This is a genomic window from Shewanella hanedai (genome assembly GCF_007197645.1).
GTDB classification, from domain to species: domain Bacteria; phylum Pseudomonadota; class Gammaproteobacteria; order Enterobacterales; family Shewanellaceae; genus Shewanella; species Shewanella hanedai.
Map to the genome: position 1 here is coordinate 53,375 of NZ_VKGK01000027.1, position 23,346 is coordinate 76,720.

Consider the following 23,346-nt stretch of genomic DNA (forward strand, 5'->3'; position numbering starts at 1 on the left):
GCAAGTCATGACTTAGGCAAAAGCACTCAAATGCTAAACCTTTATACTGATTGACATACACCGTACGTAAGATAAGCCTATTGCACCAAAAATTTACATGTCGGTTGCCTGTCCAGAAACGTTCTTCATGTAAATAAATACATCAAGTCTTGCTAGAGCAGATCTGGGCGTTTCAGCGTTGGGTTAACGCCTACTGTCAGTTGCCATTCCAATAACGTTTGTTTCAGTTGGGCCACTCGTTGAGGTTGCTGAGCAGACAAGTCTGTCGACTCACTGGGGTCAACCAAGAGATCATAAAGCTCGGTCTTGCCCGAGACAAAAGCCACCAGTTTCCAACGTTGACCAATAACTGCGGCGTAGGCATCTTCGTAGTTACGATAAAGAATCACATGCTTACGCTCAGACAGCTCACCTTTGAGCATCGGCACGATACTTTGGCCGTCGAGATCTTTTAGATCGTCGGGGTTACCGCCTGCAATGTCCACAAAGGTCGGTAGAATGTCGGTGGACAGCACCAATTGCTCAGAATTTTGAGCCTTAGGTGTGACGCCCGGCCAACGCACGAGTAAAGGCACTCTGGCGCCTCCTTCATAAAGTGCTTTGCCACTCATTTTGCCGCCTCTTAGCGGCTCATTAGTGAAGTAACCTCCCTGATCGGAATAGAAAACAACCACGGTATTGTCTGCCATTCCAGAGTCATCCAAGGCTTGTAAAATACGACCGACGGAGGTATCCAATGCTTCGACCATGGCACCAAAGTTGGCGTATTTCTTATCCAGTCCTTTATCCAAGTATTTCTGGGTTCCCGCTTTAGGGCCTTGATGTGGCGTGTGCACTGTGTAATAGAAATTGGTCAACATGAACGGCTTAGCTTTGTCGTAATTTTCGATAAAACTCACCACGTCGTCGGTTAAACGCTCTGTCAGGTATTTTCCTTTAGGAGCATCGGGGTAAGGGTTGCGATACTCCTCCCAAAACGGCGCTCGATAACTCTTTGGATGACCAGCCGTTGATACACCGAACTGCTCATCGAAGCCTTGCTTTATGGGGTAATAATCTTCAGAACCTAAATGCCATTTCCCCGAAAATGCAGTGTGATACCCCAACGGCTTAACCGCCTCGGCGATGGAGGTGACCTCTAGTGGTAAGTAGTTTCGAGACGGTTCTTGAGCGGGATCCGTTGGCAAGAGGTGAAACTCTTGGGTGGGGCGATGAAACTTATCAAAACCCAGATCTTTTTTGCCATCAGGAATATGACGAGGCATTTTCAATCTCGCAGGATGCTGACCTGTTATCACCGATGCTCGGCTTGGGCTGCAGGTTGGCGATGCCACATACGCTCTGGTAAATTCGAGGCTTTGCTGCTTCAAACTATCAATATTGGGTGTATCCCAGCGACCTGTACGGTAACCCAGATCTGTCCAGCCAAGATCATCGGCAAACAACATCAAAATATTGGGTTGATTGACATCAATGACTTCAGAAGTCTGCATTTTAGAAGCATGTATTTTAGCAGTCTCAATTTCAGGTGCGGGCGCACAAGCAGTCAGCCCTGCTGTGGTCAAAGCCAGAGCACATAACCCAGAAATTTTGGTTGGGTATTTACGGATTCTTATTGTCATTTTTATCTCCGGTTTTTGATTGTGGATCAACTTTTACAGCCTGAAAAGTCTTGGAATGATGAGCTAACATGGCCTTGCTGGACTTTTTATGGTCTCGGCGTAACTCGGATGAGTTAAACAGATGTGCTGGTGGCGTTAGCCCAGCAACGGATATTGGCGCAGGCTTATTTGCTTGCCATTCACTGATGCTATTTTTCATCTGGGCGAGTCGCTGCTGGTGGGCAGGCTCGTTGGCCAGATTGTTATGTTCGTGAGGGTCACTGACGAGATCATATAACTCTATCTCGCCGCGTTTGCCTTTTTTGGCTGGCAGGATCAGCTTAAAATTGTCCAGTCTAAACATGTAATCAGAGCGCTGAGAAAAAGCGTGATTCTTCCAATTAACCGCTTTATCCGCCGTGAGAGGTAATAGAGATTGCCCCTGCATCCCGATAGGCTTATCGATGTTGAGCATGTCGAGTAAGGTCGGCATCACATCGATACTTTCAACAATTTGTTCAACCACCTTGCCACGGTTCATCACTTTGGCGTATTGGGTATTTTTACCCGCTCGAATAATCAGAGGAATTCGGCTTGAACCTTCGTGCATCACGCCCTTGAACCATTTGCCATGCTGGCCAAGCATATTGCCATGGTCTGCACTGAACACGACGATGGTGCTATCGGCTAACCCTGAGTTATCAAGGTAGTCGAGTATCCGACCGACATTGTCATCCACATTAGTGATGTGGCCTAGATACTGGGCGGTTAAGTCCCGCATCATCTGTTCATCATCAATTAGGTGACGAGACTTGCCTTTTATCTTGTCTGCTAAAGCTTGTTTACGCTCGGTTTTGGCATGCTCAGGAATAACAGGAACAGATATCGCCTTTGGATCGTACATTGATGCATAGGGCTCAGTGGCACGATATGGACTGTGGGGTTCGTTGTAGCTAAGGAACAAGAAAAATGGCTTTGTGGTTTGCGCTTTTTGCTGTTGGGTTAGATACGTAAGGGCTTTATCTGTCAGCCAGTAGGTTTCGAAATCCTCTTTAGCGAACTGGTACTTGCCTAAATCGTGCCCCAGTGGATCCTTGGGATACAGCACGCTGCCTTTCACTGGCTTAAATGCATCATTACCGTATTTCGCAAACATGTACTGGCGATAGGTTTCTTCATGATTGGGGCCTTCGCTACTGCGAGCCCAAAAATGATCAAAGTTCCAGTCCTGCCACTCAGGATAAAAATGCAGTTTGCCAGATATTGCTGTGCTGTAACCTTCATGCTTGAGCAGGGTCGGTAAATCTACTTCGCCATCATTAGCCAAGGCTTGTTTATTGTTGTCGATGACTCCGTGTACATGAGGATAGCGTGAGGTAAAAAATGATCGTCTAGAGGGAGAGCAGATAGGCGCAACCGTGTAAGCGGTTTTGTAGTAAGTGCCTTGGGCTGCCAGCTTATCCAGATTAGGGGTTTTCACCATAGGATGGCCAGCCACGCCCATCACATCTGACTTCATTTCGTCAGTCATGATAAATAACAGATTGTCACGGGGCTCAGCGTCAGCCGCCAGCGCACTGCCAAGAGGCAGCAGGCAAGCGATGATAGATGTGGCGAGTAAATGTTTCATGAAGTTTCTACCTCAACACCGTTTTTACCTGTTTTACGTTTATTGTTATCTTCATTGATGGACACCAGCTTTTTGTCTTTAGGGAAACCAATGAAATCGTTACCCGTATGAACAAATTGAGTTGAGCGATCCACCTGCAGTGGCGCAAATCGACTTGGTTTTGTTGGATATGCATCGGATTTGATAATGGTATTATTAACGAAATTAACGCCGTGGGTGCGACTGGCTGTTAATACTCTGCCGTTGAATACCCTGAACTCATTTTGATAGATATTGATGTTTTGATGGAACGGCAAGGTTTCAGTTTTACTGCGACCAGGCACGATATCAATGGGGGCTGCATCTTTGGCATAGTTGCAGTTATCGAATACATTATTGCGGATCTCGACTGAGGTCACTGGGCCAGATTCGTACCACTTAAGGCCACCAGAGCCTATCTTGATCCCCATGCCTGGTGTATGGAAATAGTTATCTTCAATGATCACTTTACTTGGTACAGACACCAAGGCACCACGGGCGCGGTTACGTATAAATCGACTGCCGGAGATCATGACATAATCTGGTTGCCAAGTGAGATTGTCCAACACATCATCGACCTTCAGTGCCTTATCCAGTGGCTGCTTGAAGGTCACTGTCCAGTACTTCGCGTCTTTGCGAACTGTAGAAGCAATCTCATTGTCATGAAACACATTGAGGGCCAGATCGCTGAAATTCACTTTGCTGTCAGCTTCAAAAATATCAATGCCTAACTGCTGGTAATGCACCAGTTCGAAGGTTGCTGTGTGGCGGTTATGGATCTTTGCCACACGGCCATACATACCGTGGATATTGGTACCATCATCAATCTGCCCCTGAAACAGGCAATCTTTAAGGATAATATGACCACGACAGTTAACGAAGTGAGTGGCGTCCACTGTGGTGGATACGATACGGCCATTGTTCTCTCGTGGGCGTACCTGTAATCTTTCTAATTTAACCCCGTTGGCTCGCTGGGCGATAACGCCCATTGCACCAGAGTGATGAATGGTGACATCTTCAATCCAAGTATTGTCGGTGTCTTGGATAGCAAATGCAGGCCACTCACGCTTCTCCTGCATGATTAGCAAAGTATTACCAACCGTTGGCCAAGTGTTGAACTTGGTTTTCATACGAATAACACCGGGTTTGACTTCAGAGGTGACGGGCTGAATTTCACGTTGGAAATTGTCACGCGCCATGAAGGCTTGCTCCTCTTTTTTAGTATCAAACTCCAATAAGTTTTTGATAACAGGATTTTCAAACCCTTCGCCAACAAAGATGAATCGGTTGTTTTCAACTTTATAGCGGTAGCCCTTTTTAATACGTACATCGACATAGCTTTGTTTCTTGTTTACCGCTTCGATAATGCCTTCGCAGTTGAAAGGGACATCCCAATCGATAGAGAAGTTTTTGAGAGTGATACCTTTGGAACCACGCACGATTGCCGGCACCATACCGCCATGAAAAACAAAGCGAGAACCTTGTCCGTCAATAGTGACATTTTTAAAGCCCGTCAACGGAAAAGCGACCGGTTTAATGCCGTCATCATTGTTAGATAGATAATAAAAATCCTGATCGGCCAGTGTGTACCAGAAATCATAACGGCCACGGGGAAATATCAAGGTAGTGCCAGGGTTTTGTTTACAATAAGCCAGTGCTTTGCGCAGCGCTGGAATAGAGTCATCCCGTGAATTAGGCTTCAAACCAAACTCAGCAACTGAAACGAGCTTATCCTTTGCAAGAGCGGTTGAAACCGTGCCTACGCTTGTAGCCACTGCTAGCACGCCTGACATTGACTTAATAAAAGTTCGTCTTTCCATTGCTATGCTCCTCTAGTGCTTGCTGCTGGTATGTGGATGACGAGCACGGTAACCGCGACACTCGGGGCTTTGACATTTGTTTTTATAAAACTCTAGTACCTCACGAATGCCCGCATCGCTCTCAGGTGTTTGCCCTTTGTCGCCCGTCTCTTTAACCCAGTTATTGAGAATGTCGCGCATACTGATTAACTGATTTGTGTAAGCGGGGGTTGTGGCAAGGTTGTTGACTTCATGGGGATCATTTTTTAGGTCATACAGCTCTTCAGCGGGTTTTACATTGGCCATGAGCAGAGATTCAACCTCGTTAAACTGACCGCTGGCATAAGCCTTTTTATACTCTTTTACTAACGGCCACTTATCGCGATATTGAGGCTGCATATAAGGGCGTTCAGGGTGATAATTACGGATATATTTAAACGCTTCAGTGCGCACAGAGCGGATTGTCTCAAAGGTATAATCACAACGGTCTCTGGCTGAGATAATCCATGGTTGAGTTTGGTAATCAGCGGCAAAGAAGTTTTCAGTGGTCATGTATGAGGGAATGTCGATACCCGCAAGGCCTAAACTGCTGCCGCCAATATCCAAACCACGGATCTGTTCTTTACGTTCAGCGCCCAGTGCGCGTAGCTTGTCATTGCCTGCCTGCCAGCTAACAACTAAAGGCACTTGCAAACCACCGTCATACAAAAACTGTTTGTGGCGCAGTAAGCCCATGCCGTGGTCAGTGAAGAAAAACACCACGGTATTTTCCAATAGGCCATTGTCTTTCAACTCAGTCATGATCTTGCCAACATCGAGATCCGTGATATGGATATTCTCATAGTGGCGAGCCCAAGCATCACGGGTTAAAGGCTGGTCATTGTAGTAGGGCGGCAATGTCACTAAAGCGCGATCAACCTTAATCGGAGGTTTCTTCATCTTGTACTTGCCACCACGGAGTTGGATTTGACCAAAAAATGGCTTACCAGATGTGGCTAGCGTTTTCCCCCAGTCGAAATCAGGACCGTCTTGGGTTCCTTGATGACCGACTTTGGGTCCAGGATGTAAGGAGTAAAGCTGCTTACGATCGTAGGAAAAGTTGTAATCATCTTTGCCGATATTGAAGGTTTCATAGCCGTTGTCCTGAAACAATTCAGGCAGGGTTTTGTGACCTTCGGGTAATGTGATTTGGTTATAGTCGAAGCGAGAGCTGCGGTGATTATGGGTGCCTAGCGTGGTTTGCATATCACCGGTGATGATAGCGGATCTGACAGCTGAACAAACTGGGGCAGGCATGATGACCTGATCGAATCTGACTCCTTCCCCCGCCAGCTTATCAATATTAGGTGTTGGCACTGTGTTATCGCCGAAAGCGCCCATCCAATCATTCATGTCTTCAACATATATCCACAATATATTGGGACGTTTGCTTGTGTGCTTTTCTGCGACTGCGGTGGTTGTCTGGCAACCTGCCATGACTAACAGCAATGCCAATAAGGCTCCTATACGCATGCTTCTCTCCAGGATCTGTCCTTCAACGATAGTGAGGCAGTTCTCTATTTGTAGGTTATAGATACAATCATACTATTAATAATATAAATAACTATCAATACAAAAATAGAACATTTAATTAACTTTACGTTATTTGACAGGAATTATCACAGAGGTCGTTATATCAATCGGGATAAGAGGGTGTTCTTTTCAATGGAGTTTTTGTAAAATTGGCTCAAGCTTATTTGGAACTAAATCATTTAACCCGCTGATAGTGGGTTAAATGAACGCAATCTTAGATATGAAGCTTTATTGATGGCGATGCCTTGATAATTACTGAGGCGAGGCTAAGTTTCCTGATAATTGATGCTTATCTCTGTAGCGTTGGCACTCTGGGCTTTGGCAATTATCCCCAAAATAACGGAGCACTTCGGCAAGGCTCTTATCGGTTTCCGCATATTGGCCTTTATCATCGCTTTCTTGCTCCCATTGATTCAATACTTGTTGCAGCTGTGCCAGTTGTACTTGATGGGCAGGAAATGCAGCCAAATTATTAATTTCATGGGGGTCATTCTGCAGATCGTACAACTCCTCTGCAGGCTTTGCTTGTGCCATAAACAAAGATTGAATGGTGTTGAACTTACCTTGATTAAACGCCTGACGATATTCTTTGGTCATCTTCCAGCGATCGCGAAATTGAGATTGCATATAGGGGCGTTCAGGGAAGTAATTGCGGATATATTTATACCTGTTGGTTCGAACAGAACGGATGCGGTCAAAGGTCCAGTCACATCTATCCCGTGCTGAAATAACCCATTCTCTAGGGCGATAATCATCAGCAAACAGATCCCGTGTTGTCATATGTTCAGGTACTGGGATCCCTGCCAGCCCCATGCTTGCGCCAGCAATATCCAATCCACTGACAATCTCTTCACGTACTTGGCCTAAGGTTCTAATTTTGTCGTTTCCTGCTGGCCAATTCACGATTAGCGGTACCTGCAGTCCGCCGTCATACAAAAACTGTTTATGCCTGAGAAACCCCATGCCGTGATCAGAGAAGAAGAACACGGCGGTATTCTCGAGTAAGCCGTTGTCCTGTAGCTGCTTAAGGATGTCGCCCACTTGAAGGTCGGTGACATGAATATTCTCATAATGCTTAGCCCATGCATCTCGGGTTAGGGGTTGGTCGTTGTAGTAGGGTGGTAAAGTGACTGAACTGCGATCAACCACTACCGGAGGTTTCTTGATTTTTAACTTACCGCCACGCAGTTGAATTTGGCCAAAGAAGGGTTTTCCTGACTGTCCTAACCTTGTTGCCCAATCAAATTCAGCACCGTCAAAGCCCGCATGATGCCCTGGATCTGGCCCAGGCATTAGAGAATAGAAATCCCTTCTATCGTAGATAAAATTGTAATCATCTTTGCCAATATTAAAGGTCTCATACCCGTGTTGTCGGAACTGCTCAGGTACACTTGAATGGGCTAAATGTACGGGTTCATATCCAGCTCTTCCGCTGCGGTGATGATGCGCGCCTATGCTGGTTTGCATATCCCCTGCAATGATAGCTGAGCGAACAGCCGAGCAAACTGGGGCTGGCATCATCGCTTTATCAAATCGCACTCCTTGGTCAGCCAGTTTATCAATGTTGGGGGTCGGCACTGTGTGGTCGCCGTAAGCGCCCATCCAATCATTCATATCTTCAACGTAAATCCACAACACATTGGGACGTGGATTGGGTTGAGATTGACATCCAACCAGAAATAGTAATAACCACAGACAGAAGAAAAAACGCATCTTAATACTTACCTTTTGTTGCAATAAATGACACCTATAAAAAAAGCCTCAAAAGAGAGGCTTTCTTAGGTGGTAACTAACTGAATATTAGAAACTATAGCTGAAGCCAAGATGGTAACGGCGGCCATAGATATAGTTCTCGTACAGACGTTCTTCAAACCCAGCAAACTGACGCTGTTCAGATTCAGTGAGGTTGATAGCGTTAAAACTAACTGTCAGTTGTTTAGTGATGTCATAGCTGGCTGAAAAATCTAACTGGCCATAATCATCACCAAATATCACATTTTCTTGTCTGCCAGATGGCTCAATCAAATATTGACTGCGATAGTTGTAGGCTAGACGTGTGCTGAAATCATACTTCTCGTAGAACACCACGGCGTTGTAGCTGTCTTTGGATAATCCCGGCATGCCAAAACTATTGCTGACACCTTCACGATTAAAATCTGCATCACTGTCCTGATAGGTATAGTTCAGGTTAAGGCCAAAACCATTTAAGAAACCTGGTAGGTACTCAAAAATATGCTGGAAGGCAATTTCATAACCTTTAACCTTGGCGCCTGCACCGTTGGTTGGTTCAATCGTGGCAACGTCGATGTTATCTTCCAGAGTTGAGTCATGACGAAGGTCAAAGATGAACGAATCCACGTCTTTGTAAAACCCTGCAAGGGAGAGTACTGAGGCTTCATCGAAATACCATTCCAATGATAAATCATATGATGTTGCACGGTATGGATCGAGATCCGGGTTACCTTGGCGTATGGTTATTTCGCCATCACCATTTTCGCTAATTGACTTATGGGCAGAGAGATCCGACAAGGCGGGACGTGACATGACCTTAGCAACAGCGCCACGCAGTAGCAGGTCATCCGTGAGGCCTAGGGAAACGTTAAAGCTTGGTAGTACATCGCTATAGTCATTTTCTATTGTACGTTCTACATCAGTGCCATCAAGCTCTTCGCTAAGACCAATAGATTCAACATCGGTGTGGACATATCGGGCACCAATGTTACCTCTTAGAGACATATCGCCGAAGACTTCAGTGTTGTAGTCAACTCGTACATAGGCAGCCTGGGTTTTCTCGGTGACGTCATAGTTAAACTCTGGAACAGGCTCAAGCGTTAATGGTATACCTTCAGCTTGAGCAGTATCACGCAGCTTGAATAAATCTGTTTGGTTATAACTAACACTTGAGACTTCTGAATCCGAGCCTTCATACAGCCCTGTGATCGTTTTGCCTTTAAATTCATTCAGCCCATGGTTTTCAAACTTTTTGATAAAGGCTTCGTCTTTGGTGCGAGACTTGTTTTGATGCTTGAACATGGTGCCGAATTTCACATCGGTAAAGAAATCACCGTCTAAGGTTCCTGTGACATCAAATTTTACGGTCGCCTTGGTATTTTCAATATTAAACAGTTGTACCCTTAGGTTAGCGGGTTTGCTGGTGTAGATATCCGAGTTACCAGGGTTTACAAGTTCACTGGTATCGCTAATTGGTACATTCTTGGCATCTTTGTAATAGTCGATAACCGGGAAGCGACCATCTAGACGATAATCCAGATCAAACTTATGATCCGCTTCTGCAAAAGAACGGATATTGTCGTCAGTGTGACGCTCGATATGAGAATAACCGACTTCACTGGCAAGCTCCCAGTTATCGTTCAGTACATAGCTGCCACCAAAAGTGGTAGTCAGTGTTTTAGTGGTTTCTTCGTTATACCAAGCGCTATTGAATACCTGCGCACCGTCTATTTGTGAGACAATTAAAGTTCCATTTTCATTCACTACCGCTGAATCTGAACCTTTTAAAATAACAGGCTTTTTCTTCTTTTTGTTTCCAGCGATAGGGAAACGAGTTTCCAAATAGGATTCATCGCGTACTTGTGTCAGTTGGCTATAGAGGGTGTCCAGATATAGCTCAAAGGTATCTGTTGGTTGCCACTGAAGCGACAGTGTTCCACCTGTGCGAGTGCGCTCTTTTGTACCTGTTTGGTAACGAAGTCGATTCAGGTAAGAATACTCATCGCCGACTTCAGCGCCTTCAACCGCACCATCGTCTTCATTAACGATATTTTGTCGCCAGCCCCATCCACGTAAAGCATCTTCTTGCAGGGTGCGGACCGAGTGGTTAGCTGAGAGTAAAAACCCAAAGGTTTTATCTTCATTTTGGCGGCTAAGTAAAGCAGAAAGACGTGGTTCTGTTTTTTGAGTTAATTCAGAGTAATCAGCAAATGCGGTCAGTTTGGTTCGATCATCTTTAAAGTCCAGTGCACGGCGGGTCACCACGTTCACTGTGGCACCAATACCGCCTTCTTCCATATCCGCAGTGGGACTTTTAATCACCTGCAAGGCAGATACATGCTCAGAGGCAATGGAGTCAAAAGAGAACTCTCGGCCTTCACCTGATGCACTGGCCTGACTTTGGCCATTAATCGTTACATTGCTTAAACCTGGAGCAACACCACGAACACTAATCGTGGTGCCTTCACCTGAGTTACGGCCAATGGTCACGCCTGTAACACGCTGCAAAGCATCGGCAATGTTTTCATCGGGAAGTTTGCCGATATCCTCGGCAGAGATCATATCCGCCACCTGATTGGCAAAGCGTTTGTCATTGAGTGCTTTTTTCAAGCTGGACTTAATGCCCTTAACCTCAATAATTTCCATCTCTTCTTTTTTAGTTTGTTTTGTTTGCTGTTCATCTGCAGCGTTTACCAGACCGGAAGCGCTGGTCAATACGCTAAGACATGCTAGAGATACTGCACTTTTACGAAACCAAGCCATAATCTCCTCCCCTTATGTTGTTTATTTGTTATAGCAGTAAAACGCTATCTAGGCAGGTAGTGACACCCTGAACTGTTGATAATGTTTCTCGTTTTTGTGATTTGTATTATTAATATGTTAAATTGAATGAAAGATCAACAGGAGTTAACGCTTTGTATACATTTTTTAAACATAAGTGATGAGGTGTATTTGTCTGAGTTAAGCTTTAATTAGCGCAGAAAAATGCTAGTTTAAGTATATAAATTAGGTGTTTGATGGAGTGTTAGCTCAAGGGTGTTACAAGCAGTAATTGGGAGAAGTCAGTTTGAAATTATTTATTTTGGCATTAGTTATAACAAATTTAGGCGTGATGACAGCCTGGGCACATAGCGATGATAAGGTCAGTCAGCAGAAGAACAGCGAACATGTACAACCGAACGTCATTATTATCTATGCTGATGATCTCGGTATCATGGACACAGGGATTTATGGTGCCCGCCAATATGAGACGCCAAACATTAATGGGTTAGCCAGTTCAGGTGTCAGCTTCACTCAGGCTTATGCCAATGCTGCGAATTGCGCCCCAAGCCGCGCTAGCTTGATGACAGGACTCACACCTGCTGAGCACGGTATATTAACGGTTGGCAGCTCCGCCAGAGGTGAGAGTAAATACCGTAAACTGATCCCTGTACCTAACATTACCGAATTGGATTCGAGTTTGACTACGGTGGCGGATCTGTTCAAACAGCAAGGATATAGTACTGCTGTGATAGGGAAGTGGCATCTTGGCAAAGTGTCACCGGTTGAATATGGGTTTGATTACGCCAATGCCGCCTCCCATCTTGGGCACCCACCTAGCTATTTCTATCCCTATAGCAAGCGTAGACGCAAGTTAATTGGTCTTAAGGGTGAGGGGCGCAGCAATGAATTTCTCAGTGACCGCATTACCCGCGAAGCCACTCAATACATAGCGCAGCAGCAAAAACCGTTTCTACTCTACTTACCCTTTTATGCGGTGCACACTCCAATAGAAGCGCCAGAGGCTTGGCAAAAGAGTCACAAAAAGCGTGAGCAAAGCGGAGAGATAAAAAGTGCGGCTTATGCCGCGATGGTGAGTAATTTGGACAATAACGTTGGGAAAATTATTCATCAGCTCGAAGAGCAAGGGCTTAGAGATAATACTTTGGTTATCTTTGCCTCTGACAATGGCGGCTATGATCCAGCTACCTCCTCATTGCCTTTTAGAGGATATAAAAGCTCATTATTTGAAGGCGGGATCCGAGTACCTTTGGTGCTCTCTTGGCCCACGGTGTTGCCTACCGACAGTCAGAATGCCACCCCAGTGCAGATGTCTGATCTCTTCGCAGGTTTTACTCAACTTTTGTCGAGTACTTCAATGTTAACCAAGCGCGACGTAGTAGAGCCCTCTGTTGCCGACGACATCATCAGCTTAGCAAGGGAGGGCAAAGAGATACGAGATCGCAGTCTGTTTTGGCATGCCCCTGTGTATATCGACCAATTCGCTCCATACCGTGGTAACCCTGACTATCCTTATTGGAAACATACTCCCGGAGCCGCCATCCGCATGGGGGATTATAAGCTGATCCACAGTGATGAAACCGGTAAGCAACTTCTGTTTAATGTCGTCAATGACAGCAGTGAACAGAATAATCTCACGAAGCATCAACCTGAACTGGCAGCCAAAATGCTTGAGGCGTTACTGACGTGGCAAGATTCAGTGAATGCGCCGAGGGCGACTGAAGCTAATCCCGAATACCAAGCTAAAGATGCCATTAAGCTCAAGTCTATCTATGAGTAAGGCTGCTCATTGTGCTGCTAAAACCACACACTAGAGTGCAACTAATTTGCAATAAGTGTTACAAATGTAGTATTAATAATATAAATAGAAATTAAATTGGACAAAACATCATGAACCTCGCACGACATTTGTGGTTAACTCTGGCAACTGGATTGCTCCTTGGTGGATGTAATGATGCCCCTAAGGCTGCCAAAATCAGTGCTCCAGCAACCGATACGGATGCCCAGGCTGTCATTGAACCTAAATCGCTGAAACCTAATCTGGTGATTATTTACGCCGACGATCTAGGTTATGGCGATATTAGCAGTTACGGCGCTACAGGAGTTAGCACTCCTAATATTGATGCGCTCGCAGCTAAAGGGCTTAAGTTGACCGATTCTCACGCATCAGCCGCCACTTGCACTCCCTCACGTTATTCTTTGCTGACCGGTGAGCATGGTTTTCGCTCTAACGCGGCAATTTTACCGGGAGATGCACCGTTACTGATCAATCCAGAGCAAGCTACGCTACCCAAGTTACTGAAAAAGGCTGGCTATGCGACAGCGGTGATAGGTAAGTGGCATCTGGGCTTGGGATATGGCGAGGTCGACTGGAATCAGGCTGTGAAACCTGGACCATTGGAGATTGGTTTTGATTACAGCTTTTTGCTGCCAGCCACAGGTGACAGGGTACCGACGGTATTTCTGGAAAACCACCATGTTCTGAACCTCGATAGTGCCGATCCATTATCGGTGAGCTACAAAGAAAACATCGGCAATTTACCGACAGGTTTGTCACACCCTGAAATGCTACGGGTAAATGCGGATCCCCAACATAGCAATACCATTGTGAACGGTGTCAGCCGTATTGGCAGTATGGATGGCGGTGAGTCGGCGTATTGGGTAGACGAAGATTTCCCAGATGTGTTCACTGCCAAGGCAGTGGACTTTATTCGTCAGCATAAAGATCAGCCTTTCTTCCTGTTCCATTCAATGCACGATATTCATGTGCCTCGCCTACCTCATAAACGATTTCAAGGGAAAAGCGGTATGGGGCCAAGAGGTGATGCGATTGTCCAGCTAGATTGGATGACGGGGCAGATAGTGAAGGAGTTAGAAGCGCAGGGGATTGCCGATAATACCATTCTCATTTTCACCAGTGATAACGGCCCAGTGCTGGATGATGGTTATTATGACAAGGCGGTTGAAATGTTAGGCGAACACAAGCCTTCTGGTCCATTTAGAGGCGGTAAGTACAGTGCGTATGAGGCAGGAACTCGCGTACCAGCGATTGTGTACTGGCCTGGTCATGTGCAGCCCAAAGAGAGTGCGGCATTAACATCTCAAATCGATATCTACGCTTCAATGGCCAAGTTGTTGGGATTAGCGTTGGCAGAAGGGGAGGCGATGGACAGTTTGCCACAGTTGGATGCCTGGTTGGGTAATACTGATACTGGCAGAGAGTTCTTGGTGAAAGAGTCTGTTGGTACTGTGTCTTTACGTCAGGGAAACTGGAAGTATATTCGTCCATTTTTAGGTGAAGATTTACCCGCTTGGTTAAAGAACAAAGAGATTGAAGTTGGACTGCAAAAATCAGAGCAGTTGTACAACCTCAGCATGGATATCGCGGAGCAGGAAAACCTCGCGACCAGCAACATTGATAAAGTCGTTGCGATGAAGCACAAGCTCCATCAAATCATGGAAAGTGGCTATCGCTAACATGAGTTGTGTTGGTGGATAATATGTATTGATTGCAATTAGGGACCATCGGGTCCCTTTTTGTTGGCCTGTGAAAAGGTATTTCAGATGAGAGTGGCGATATGCATCAAGATGGAAAGAAGGCGGCTTTGCCTTGTACTGGTGAACGCATTGAAGGTGGATGGTCGGTTTTGTGGTGGTGTTAGAACTAAAGTCGTGGCGAAAAAAAGCCGACCATAAGGTCGGCAAACAAGGTTGGAACACCTAAAAACTAAAACTAGAATCGACTACTACTCCCTAAAAATTCCAGGGAGCATGGGGGGCACTTTGTCTCTGAGCCATAATGGCTTCTGCTTGTGCCGTTAATTGAGGGTGACTATCTGCAAGATCCACGATTTCTTCTGGATCATCCACAAGGTGGTAAAGAGCCGTTTTACCGGCGACTAACTCCTTAAGGCCTTTGACCTTGCTGAAATGGCGGATCGCTTTCCAGTCATCCATAACAACTGCCTGTGAAGGGTTACGACTGTGAAACTCCCAATAGAGGCTTTCGTGTCGTTCATCGCTATGTTCGCCTAATAATCCCGGTAAAATAGAGATCCCTTGGATATCCTCAGGTGATGGCTGCTGCAATAACTCGGCAAATGTCGGTAGCATATCCCAAAAAGCGGACAACTGATTATTCTCACTGCCCGGCTTAATTTTACTGGGCCAGCGAGCGATTAATGGCGCTCTAATCCCGCCTTCATAAAGCGTTCCTTTTTCACCACGTAAACCTGCAGTGCTATTGAAGAACTTGATGTCTGAACCGCCAGCTGTGGTGGCACCATTATCACTGGAGAAAAATACTAAGGTGTTGTCATCTAGCCCTAGCTCCTCCAACAAAGTCATCATGTCACCGACATCGCGATCCATACGGGAGATCATCGCCGCTCTTGCCGCTCGAGGTTTGGGGTGTGGTGTATAAGCCCGCGCACCACCTATTACATGAGGCGTTTCAGTAAATGCATAAGCTTCAAGCTCTGCATCAGGTATTTGCATCGCGGCGTGGGGGACAACAAAAGGAACATAGAGGAAAAAGGGTTCGCTCTGATTTTTGCGGATAAACGCCTTGGCTTTAGCGACGATTTTGTAGGGAGCATAATCCTCCCCCATATATTCTTTATGGTCATTGGAACCTTTTCGCGCTTTGGGGTGGACGTTAATCACTGGATTATTGAGCCAAACTTGCTGGTGGTTTTGCCAGAGAAAACGAGGGAAGTAATTATGCGCCTGACGTTGATCCAGATAGCCATAAAATTCATCAAACCCCATGGCGGCCGGAGCACCACTGCTCTGGGATGCCCCCAGTCCCCACTTTCCGAATGCGCCAGTGCGATATCCCGCTTGCTGGAACAGATGCGCTAATGTCGTCGCACCTTGTGGCAGAGGATATTGACCTTGATATTCAGCCGTTGCAGGGACATTCTTTTGCTGGTAATTGCCCCGCACGCCGGTGTGACCCATATCTTTCCCGGTCATCAAGCTGGCACGGGATGGCGCGCAAACTGAGCTACCTGAGTAGTGCCGAGTAAAACGCATCCCTTCACTGGCAAGGCGGTCAATATTGGGAGTGCGTATTTTCTGTTGGCCGTAGCTGGCTAAATCACCCACACCCAAATCGTCTGCCAAAAAGTAAATGACATTTGGCGGTCGCTCAGACTCTTTTGCCTGGGTCAGTTGATCTTGCTGCTTTGTCTGTACGCAGCCGGCAGTCATCAGTCCAAGCAATACAGCCACATTCAGATTAATCTGACTTCGTTTCATCACTGCTACCTTAACTGTTCTGCCAGTGTTTTATGATTTTCAAATAATGTTGATACTAAGCCTTCAGCGGCATTGGCCACATAAATGGTCTCTTCCAAGCCAAATTTCTCAAGGTATTGGCTGGAAATAGCATCAACAATTTTTGGGACATTTTCATGGTGGCATATGCATATTACGGCGCCACCAAAACCACCGCCAGTCATCCGCGTGGCACAATCTTTACCTAGAGTATGATGGCAAATTTCAACTAAACCATCGGTCGCTGGTACAGTAACCTCAAAATCCTCTCGCAATGAGCGATGAGACTCTCTCATTAACTCACTGAGTTTGCTCAGTTCATCATGTTGTAACGCCTTGGCAGCTTGCAATACTCGCTGGTTTTCACTGATGACATGTCTTGCACGCTTAAACTCGTTCATGCTCATGTTATCCCGTGCGGAATATAAGTCATCAAGGCTCGCTTGACGCAGGGTTTTAACCCCCATTTTGGCAGCGGCATTCATGCAATCAATACGGCGTTGGTTATATTCACTTTCAACTAACTTACGGGGAAAATTCGAATTAATCACCACCAATGCGAGATTGGCAGGGATCGGGTAATGCTGAATCGACAAACTCATGCAATCTATCAATAGGGCATTATTATGGCTGGCCTTGGCGGAGACGAGTTGATCCATAATGCCGCACTGGCAATTCATAAAATCATTTTCAGCCTGCTGCCCCAAAAGGGCTATTTGCTCGGAGTTCAACTGCAAGTCAAATGCCTGATTTAAAGCGCCACCTAAAGACACCTCTAGCGCTGCAGATGAGGACAACCCTGCTCCTTGAGGGACATTGGAGCTAATGAGAATATCCAAACCGCCGAATTGATGTTTGCTGTGCTGGTATACGTAAGCGATGGCGCGAACATAATTGCCCCAATGACTGGTGCCATGAGTAATAGGGGAATCCAATTCAAAGGCTTCACACTCTCCGGGATAATTGGTGGAATAGGCCATCACCAAATTGTCATTGCGACGTCGATAAGCAACGTAAGTTCTGAACTGCAACGCGCAGGGTAATACATAGCCATCGTTGTAATCAGTAAATTCACCAATTAAGTTAACCCGACCAGGGGCGCTACTTATCCCTTCAGCGGAATTGGAAAATAGTGATTCAAATTGTACCAATAGTTTTTCAATATTCACGGCTGTGTCTCCAAAGAATAATGTACAGTAACGACATCTCTCAGTAACTGCGCCGCCTTTTCTGCGGTCAAATCACGCTGACTTTCAGCCAACATTTCATAGCCCACCATGAATTTTTTCACGGTAGCGGAGCGCAACAAGGGCGGATAAAAATGGGCATGCAAGCGCCAGTGATCGTTACTCTGCAGATCCTTGGGGGCGCAATGCCATCCCATAGAGTAGGGAAAACGGCAACGGAATAGATTGTCATAACGTATGGTCAATTCTGACAATATTTGTGCCAGAGTCTGGCTTTGGTCGTTATTTAATTGCCCGATATCAACCAATGAATGCTTGGTCAATAGCAGGGTTTCGAAAGGCCATTTTGCCCAATAAGGTACTACCACTAACCAGTCGGCGTTTTCGGCGACAATGCGGCTTTTGTCTTTGATCTCCATCTGCACATAATCATCCAACAACGGGCTCTTTTTCTGGTGAAAATACGCTTCTTGGCTTGTATTGGCTTTCTCAATTTCAGATGACCTATGTTGATGAGCCCAAATTTGCCCGTGTGGGTGAGGTTGGGAGCAGCCCATGACCGCACCTTTATTTTCGAAAATATGCACACAGTTATAATGCGCCGACAGTTCAAGGTAATTTTGCTTCCAGGTGTCCACCACATGGCGGATCTCTGAGATATTCATCTGCGCCAAGGTTTTACTGTGGTCGGGTGAAAAGCATATGACTCGGCATTCTCCCGTGACCGTTTCTGACCTAGTTAACAGGGACTGCGAACTAAGTTCCGTCATATTGGCAGAGATCGGCATGATGGCACCGAAATCATTGGAAAAAACAAAGGTGTTTGGATAATTCGTGTTCACTTCACCGTTGGCGCGTTTGTTACTGGGACAAAGAGGGCAAGCGTCATCAAAAGAGGGGATGTGTTCCTCGGAGATCGCTTCCACCTCGCCCTTCCAAGGGCGGTTGTTTCTGTGGGGTGAGACAAGAACCCATTCGTCCATCAATGGGTTATAGCGTCTATGGGGTAATTCGTAGGCATTCATCATCTGCTCCCTAAATTCCACTTGGGTAGTTGGATTGCCAGCGCCACACATCAGCTGTCATCTGCGGCAAGTTACGTTCAGCTCGCCATTTAAGCGCCTGTTGTGCCAATGTAGGATCCGCATAAGAGCAGGGAATATCACCGTTACGGCGAGGAGACACGACATAAGGGATAGTTTGACCGCTCTCTTTAGCAAAACTGTGGATCATCTCCAACACGGAGTAGCCCTGGCCAGTGCCTAGGTTGTAAGCAAAAAAACCTGTGTGTCCCATCTTTGTTTGAAGTGCCCGAACGTGGCCCACAGCTAAGTCCATTACATGAATATAATCTCTAATGCCAGTTCCATCAGGGGTGGGGTAATCGCCACCAAACACCTGTAACTTATCGCGTTGCCTAACGGCGACTTGAGCAATAAAGGGCATCAAGTTATTGGGTGTTCCCAATGGGTTTTCACCAAGTAAGCCAGATTCATGGGCACCAACGGGATTGAAGTAACGCAAGGAGATTGCCTGCCATTCATGTTGAGCTGCGCAGGTATCTTTTAGCACTTGCTCTATCATCACCTTGGTCCAGCCGTAAGGGTTGGTTGCTCGAATTGGGTGAGACTCATCAATTGGGATGTAATCAGGATCGCCGTACACTGTCGCCGATGAACTGAACACAATACTGCGGATTCCGCAGTCTTCCATGGCGCTTAGTAATGACAAACTCCCCGCGACATTATTGTCGTAATAACGTCGTGGATGTTCAGTTGATTCACCGACCGCTTTTAACGCGGCAAAATGAATCACGGCTTCACATCCGTGTTGTGCCATCACTTGACGCAACAAGTCAGTATCGCGTATGTCGCCTTCTACAAACGTCAGCTTACGATTACTAATGCGGCACAGCTGCTGCAACACACCTGTGGTCGAATTCGTTAAGTTGTCATAAATAATCGGTTCGAATCCAGCATTCAGCAGCGCCAAACATGTGTGGCTGCCGATATACCCCATTCCTCCGGTGACCAAAACTTTCACCTTCACTTACCCCATTCATGTTAATTATCTTAACAATTAATTTATACTATAAATAATACAAAATAAAGCTTAACTTATTTATTTAACAAAACTGACACTTCAGAAGCGCTATAAGCCCCATGATTTAGGCTGCTACAATTTTGCAGGAGACAGTTCCATCCAGATGCTCAAGGTCTCTCCTGGTGCCAATACAACAACGCCAGTATTGCTGTCGCCATTTTGGTACCGATTAAAGCCGTCCACACACATACTCTGTGGTTCTACGCAAAAGTAATCCTCATTATCTGGGGTGAAAATTTGCAGAAACCGACAATCACTGGATGCCCGAATATCCATCTGGGTACCGCTATCTGGCCAGATGAGCTTTGCATGACCATCAAAGTCTTCAAACAAATTGTCCAAACTAGAGTGCGCTAGTGGAAACCCAGATAAGCTCGTCATGGCATAGGGGGCGGGGATCCGTGATGTCGGTATCGATTCGTCATCAACCAGCCATTGTTCGCTGCAATCAGTCATCAAGCGCACGTCGGGTGTCAAAGGAAAATAGGGGTGAAACCCAAGGCCAGCAGGCATCGATTGATCGCTGTGATTGGTCACTGTCATTTCGACACGCAGACTGTTGCCACAGAGCGTAAAAAGTTGACTGGTGAAATATTTGAAAGGCCATTTTTGCCCGTCTTCATTCTGGCTAAGTAAAATCTGATTAAGTGAAATATGTTCTATCGCCCATGGCTGCTGCCAACCAAAGCCATGAATAGCATGTGGTTCCGGTGGATGATTGGCGGTTAATTTTATTGCTTGGTCTTGCCAATGAAAATGGCCATTACGGACTCGATTGCAAAAAGGCACCATCGGGAATCCTGCCGTACTCAACACATGCTCGGCGTTATTACCTGGGCGTAAAAAGGCTTGCCAATGACCGTTTATTAAGGCTTCAAAGCTGATGATGCTGCCGCCTAAGCCTGGCGATACGCACAGACGTAAAGTGTCATTGGAAATATTGATAAGCTCAGTCATCTTTTGTTCTTATGCTAATAAACATTATCGTATTTATACTATAATTATTATGAATTGACCAGTATGGAAACAGTGGCGAAACATTCTTTACATAAGTGATGAAGTTAAACGCAGGGGAAGGGCGTATAATTGATGGGAAATTGGCTGACAATGGGACAATAAAGAGGTGGAGATAGGTGATTACAGTCAGTATCAGCGTTTATACCTCGGGCTCGGCAATCCCAGTTTTCTATCGATTTGATATACCAGCAGATCTCCCGCCATTGGCTGTTGAGCGAGTTGTTTTGAAGTGAGGCCGACTCTGGCGCTGGTGACAAAAAGAAGATCCATTGCTTCGCCTCCAAATACCGCACAGCTAGGTTGAGTCACAGGTAGATTAAGCACAAATTGAATCTCTCCAGTGGTATCATAACGAACCACTCTGCTGCCTCCCCACTGGGCATTCCATAAACCTCCTTCGCTATCTATAATCGAACCATCGGGATAAATATTGTCTGGGGTAGTCGCAAACACCTCTGCAATGCCTATTTGGCCAGTATGATGATTAAAATGGTGGCGATAAATCACGTTATGGGCAGAGTCTGCACAATACAGCCATCGATTATCAGGGCTCCAACTCAGGCCATTAAAAATCTGGTAGCCATTTCTTTGCCAATCACACTCTCCCTTGCTGACACAGTACAAACTGCCGCTATTGATAGGCGCAGTGTCAGTTTCAACCATGCTGCCACACCAAAAACGTCCAGCGGCATCAACTCTGCCATCGTTAAGGCGCTTGCCAGATAAGGCTTGCTCTGGTCTGGCAATCCACTCTAGCTGGTTACTGTGTAAACAAAAAAAGGCGAATCCAGAGGCGAATGCCGCCAAGATAAGCCCCTCTGTTTCCGTCAGTGCAAAGCTACACAATCGCTCTGGCATATGCCATTTTTCGAGTGTTCGGTGCTGGGGGTCAAAGGCGTACAGCACACACTCTTCGATGTCTGTCCACCAGACCTTTTGGCTGAGGTGATCCCATATGACCCCCTCTCCCAAAGTGTTGGCGACCGGAACTGAATACAGCAAGGTCGCCTTCATATTTTGCTCGTTACCACCAGGTTGCATACTGGCCAATCAGAATCAACGCCACTGCAATGCCGGCAATGTTATAACCGCGAGAGGTGTTGAAATCGACATCTGACAGCTCAATCACCTTAGACTGCTCTTTTTTATGTTCCATTAAAGAAACCACTATCGCTAACAAAGCACAAAGGAGGAAGACGAGTCCAACCCTGTCCATAAAGGGAAGTTCAGGCCAAAATATCTTAAACACAAAAGACAATATTGCCGAGCCGAGCGCTGCTGCTAACCCAGCATTTGCAGTGGTCTTTTTCCAGAACATACCAAACAGGAACAGGATAACAATGCCCGGTGTAAAGAAGCCTGTGAACTCTTGAATATACTGGAAAGCTTGATCGAAGCTGCCCAATAACGGTTTAGCAGTAAATAGTGCGATGACTAACGACAGCAAACTGACGACACGGCCAATTTTAACCAGATGCTTTGCGTCATGCTCCTTTTTGCTCAGTTGATTGTAGATATCCATGGTGAAGATCGTGGCAATACTGTTGGTCATGGATGCAACTGATGACACAATAGCGGCAATCACTGCGGCAAAAATAAGCCCGCGAAGCCCTTCTGGCATCATGGTCATGAGTTCTGGATACGCCCTATCGGGTCTGTCCAGCCCCGGCAGCAGCAAGTAAGCAGCAATGCCTGGTACAACTACGATAATTGGCATTAACAGCTTAAGGAAGGCGGCAAATGCGATGCCTTTTTGGCCTTCCCGTAAGTTTTTAGCTGCCAAGGTGCGTTGAATAATGTATTGATTGAATCCCCAGTAAGATAAGTTCATCACCCACATACCGCCGACCAAGACTGACAAGCCGGGCAAGTCAACATAGTGGGGGTGATCTGGCGCCAAAATCATGTCGAACTTTTCTGGTGCTTGAGTGAGAATATTACTGATCCCAGCCATAATGCCGTCACCAGCACCTAATAACTCAAGCGTGGTGTAAGTCAGGAATAAACCGCCAAATATCAGCAGTACCACCTGAATAATGTCGGTATAGGCGACGGCCTTTAATCCGCCATAGAGTGAATAGGCAATCGAGAACAAGCACAAAAAGCCCATACCGTAGAGCATGTCGACACCGGCGATAGTATTGATGGCAAGTGCACCGAGCCATAACACTGAGGTCAGGTTGACGAAGATGTACACCCCAAGCCAGAAAACAGCCATGGTTAGTCGAACTCTGAAATCAAAGCGCTGCTCTAAAAACTGCGGCATGGTGTATATCTTTTTTTGCAAAAAGATTGGCAGGAAATATTTTCCGACGATAATCAAGGTAATGGCCGCCATCCACTCGTAAGAGGCGATAGCCAGTCCGATTTTGTAACCTGAGCCTGACATGCCAATAATTTGTTCAGCTGAAATATTGGCTGCAATTAATGACGCGCCAATGGCCCACCAAGGAAGGCTATTGCCCGCAAGAAAGTAATCGTTGGCGTCTTTTTCATGGCCGGCTTTTTCTCGCGATACGAAGAACGCAATTGTGATCAGAGCCACCACATAAAAGGCAACAACAGACAGATCTAACATGGTTAATTCCATATACTTCCCCACTTGAGCATATTATTATTTAAATTTG

General features: G+C 46.1%; 15 protein-coding genes. 2 read left to right on the forward strand and 13 right to left on the reverse strand.

Going from position 1 to position 23,346, the window contains the following annotated elements; translation table 11 throughout:
* Window positions 1–152: 152 nt before the first annotated feature.
* From FN961_RS19025 to FN961_RS19050, 6 genes are all read right to left on the reverse strand, one after another.
* Window positions 153–1,622, reverse strand: a complete 1,470-nt coding sequence (locus tag FN961_RS19025) for a sulfatase (protein WP_144041758.1) — start codon at window positions 1,620–1,622, stop codon at window positions 153–155.
* The gene (locus FN961_RS19030) at window positions 1,603–3,231 is read right to left on the reverse strand and encodes a sulfatase family protein (protein ID WP_144041759.1); all 1,629 of its coding nucleotides are present in this window, start codon (window positions 3,229–3,231) and stop codon (window positions 1,603–1,605) included. Before FN961_RS19030 ends, FN961_RS19025 begins: the two co-directional genes overlap by 20 nt.
* The gene (locus FN961_RS19035; RefSeq protein WP_144041760.1) at window positions 3,228–5,069 is read right to left on the reverse strand and encodes an alpha-1,3-galactosidase-related protein; all 1,842 of its coding nucleotides are present in this window, start codon (window positions 5,067–5,069) and stop codon (window positions 3,228–3,230) included. Before FN961_RS19035 ends, FN961_RS19030 begins: the two co-directional genes overlap by 4 nt.
* A 12-nt stretch (window positions 5,070–5,081) precedes the next feature.
* Window positions 5,082–6,560 (reverse strand): sulfatase family protein, encoded by a 1,479-nt coding sequence (locus FN961_RS19040; RefSeq protein ID WP_144041761.1) that lies wholly within the window; start codon window positions 6,558–6,560, stop codon window positions 5,082–5,084.
* Between the two features lie 312 nt (window positions 6,561–6,872).
* Window positions 6,873–8,357, reverse strand: coding sequence for a sulfatase-like hydrolase/transferase (locus FN961_RS19045; RefSeq protein ID WP_229814741.1), 1,485 nt, complete (start codon window positions 8,355–8,357; stop codon window positions 6,873–6,875).
* Between the two features lie 63 nt (window positions 8,358–8,420).
* Entirely contained in the window at window positions 8,421–11,114 is a 2,694-nt protein-coding gene (locus FN961_RS19050) for a TonB-dependent receptor (RefSeq protein ID WP_144041762.1), read from the reverse strand.
* A gap of 304 nt (window positions 11,115–11,418) precedes the next feature.
* On the opposite strand from FN961_RS19050, the gene FN961_RS19055 reads away from it, so the two are divergent.
* Together FN961_RS19055 and FN961_RS19060 are read left to right on the forward strand one after the other, a co-directional pair.
* Window positions 11,419–12,912, forward strand: coding sequence for a sulfatase (locus FN961_RS19055; RefSeq protein WP_144041763.1), 1,494 nt, complete (start codon window positions 11,419–11,421; stop codon window positions 12,910–12,912).
* A gap of 110 nt (window positions 12,913–13,022) precedes the next feature.
* Complete coding sequence (locus tag FN961_RS19060) at window positions 13,023–14,609, forward strand: sulfatase family protein (RefSeq protein WP_144041764.1); 1,587 nt, start codon at window positions 13,023–13,025, stop codon at window positions 14,607–14,609.
* A 276-nt stretch (window positions 14,610–14,885) separates the two neighbouring features.
* Here the strand turns inward: FN961_RS19060 and FN961_RS19065 are convergent, their stop codons facing one another.
* The 7 genes from FN961_RS19065 to FN961_RS19095 all read right to left on the reverse strand — a co-directional run bounded on the left by FN961_RS19065 (window position 14,886) and on the right by FN961_RS19095 (window position 23,309).
* The gene (locus FN961_RS19065; protein ID WP_144041765.1) at window positions 14,886–16,394 is read right to left on the reverse strand and encodes an arylsulfatase; all 1,509 of its coding nucleotides are present in this window, start codon (window positions 16,392–16,394) and stop codon (window positions 14,886–14,888) included.
* Between the two features lie 5 nt (window positions 16,395–16,399).
* The gene (gene galK / locus FN961_RS19070; protein WP_144041766.1) at window positions 16,400–17,581 is read right to left on the reverse strand and encodes a galactokinase; all 1,182 of its coding nucleotides are present in this window, start codon (window positions 17,579–17,581) and stop codon (window positions 16,400–16,402) included.
* Window positions 17,578–18,624, reverse strand: a complete 1,047-nt coding sequence (locus tag FN961_RS19075; protein ID WP_373293444.1) for a UDP-glucose--hexose-1-phosphate uridylyltransferase — start codon at window positions 18,622–18,624, stop codon at window positions 17,578–17,580. The genes galK and FN961_RS19075 overlap by 4 nt, the downstream gene beginning before the upstream one ends.
* 10 nt (window positions 18,625–18,634) lie before the next feature.
* Window positions 18,635–19,642 (reverse strand): UDP-glucose 4-epimerase GalE, encoded by a 1,008-nt coding sequence (galE, locus tag FN961_RS19080; protein ID WP_144041768.1) that lies wholly within the window; start codon window positions 19,640–19,642, stop codon window positions 18,635–18,637.
* Between the two features lie 132 nt (window positions 19,643–19,774).
* The gene (locus tag FN961_RS19085) at window positions 19,775–20,659 is read right to left on the reverse strand and encodes an aldose 1-epimerase (protein WP_144041769.1); all 885 of its coding nucleotides are present in this window, start codon (window positions 20,657–20,659) and stop codon (window positions 19,775–19,777) included.
* Window positions 20,660–20,851: 192 nt separating this feature from the next.
* Window positions 20,852–21,760 (reverse strand): SMP-30/gluconolactonase/LRE family protein, encoded by a 909-nt coding sequence (locus FN961_RS19090; protein WP_244950672.1) that lies wholly within the window; start codon window positions 21,758–21,760, stop codon window positions 20,852–20,854.
* Window positions 21,744–23,309 carry a sodium/sugar symporter gene (locus FN961_RS19095; RefSeq protein ID WP_144041771.1) on the reverse strand — a complete coding sequence of 522 codons (1,566 nt, stop codon included), beginning with the start codon at window positions 23,307–23,309 and terminating at the stop codon, window positions 21,744–21,746. The genes FN961_RS19090 and FN961_RS19095 overlap by 17 nt, the downstream gene beginning before the upstream one ends.
* Between the last annotated feature and the right edge of the window lie 37 nt (window positions 23,310–23,346).

Excerpts from the sequence above, each read along its gene's own strand:
- FN961_RS19025 (WP_144041758.1), bottom strand. The coding sequence starts at position 1,622 with ATGACAATAAGAATCCGTAAATACCCAACCAAAATTTCTGGGTTATGT.
- FN961_RS19030 (WP_144041759.1), bottom strand. The coding sequence starts at position 3,231 with ATGAAACATTTACTCGCCACATCTATCATCGCTTGCCTGCTGCCTCTT.
- FN961_RS19035 (WP_144041760.1), bottom strand. The coding sequence starts at position 5,069 with ATGGAAAGACGAACTTTTATTAAGTCAATGTCAGGCGTGCTAGCAGTG.
- FN961_RS19040 (WP_144041761.1), bottom strand. The coding sequence starts at position 6,560 with ATGCGTATAGGAGCCTTATTGGCATTGCTGTTAGTCATGGCAGGTTGC.
- FN961_RS19050 (WP_144041762.1), bottom strand. The coding sequence starts at position 11,114 with ATGGCTTGGTTTCGTAAAAGTGCAGTATCTCTAGCATGTCTTAGCGTA.
- FN961_RS19060 (WP_144041764.1), top strand. The coding sequence starts at position 13,023 with ATGAACCTCGCACGACATTTGTGGTTAACTCTGGCAACTGGATTGCTC.
- FN961_RS19065 (WP_144041765.1), bottom strand. The coding sequence starts at position 16,394 with ATGAAACGAAGTCAGATTAATCTGAATGTGGCTGTATTGCTTGGACTG.
- FN961_RS19075 (WP_373293444.1), bottom strand. The coding sequence starts at position 18,624 with ATGAATGCCTACGAATTACCCCATAGACGCTATAACCCATTGATGGAC.
- FN961_RS19085 (WP_144041769.1), bottom strand. The coding sequence starts at position 20,659 with ATGACTGAGCTTATCAATATTTCCAATGACACTTTACGTCTGTGCGTA.
- FN961_RS19090 (WP_244950672.1), bottom strand. The coding sequence starts at position 21,760 with ATGCAACCTGGTGGTAACGAGCAAAATATGAAGGCGACCTTGCTGTAT.
- FN961_RS19095 (WP_144041771.1), bottom strand. The coding sequence starts at position 23,309 with ATGGAATTAACCATGTTAGATCTGTCTGTTGTTGCCTTTTATGTGGTG.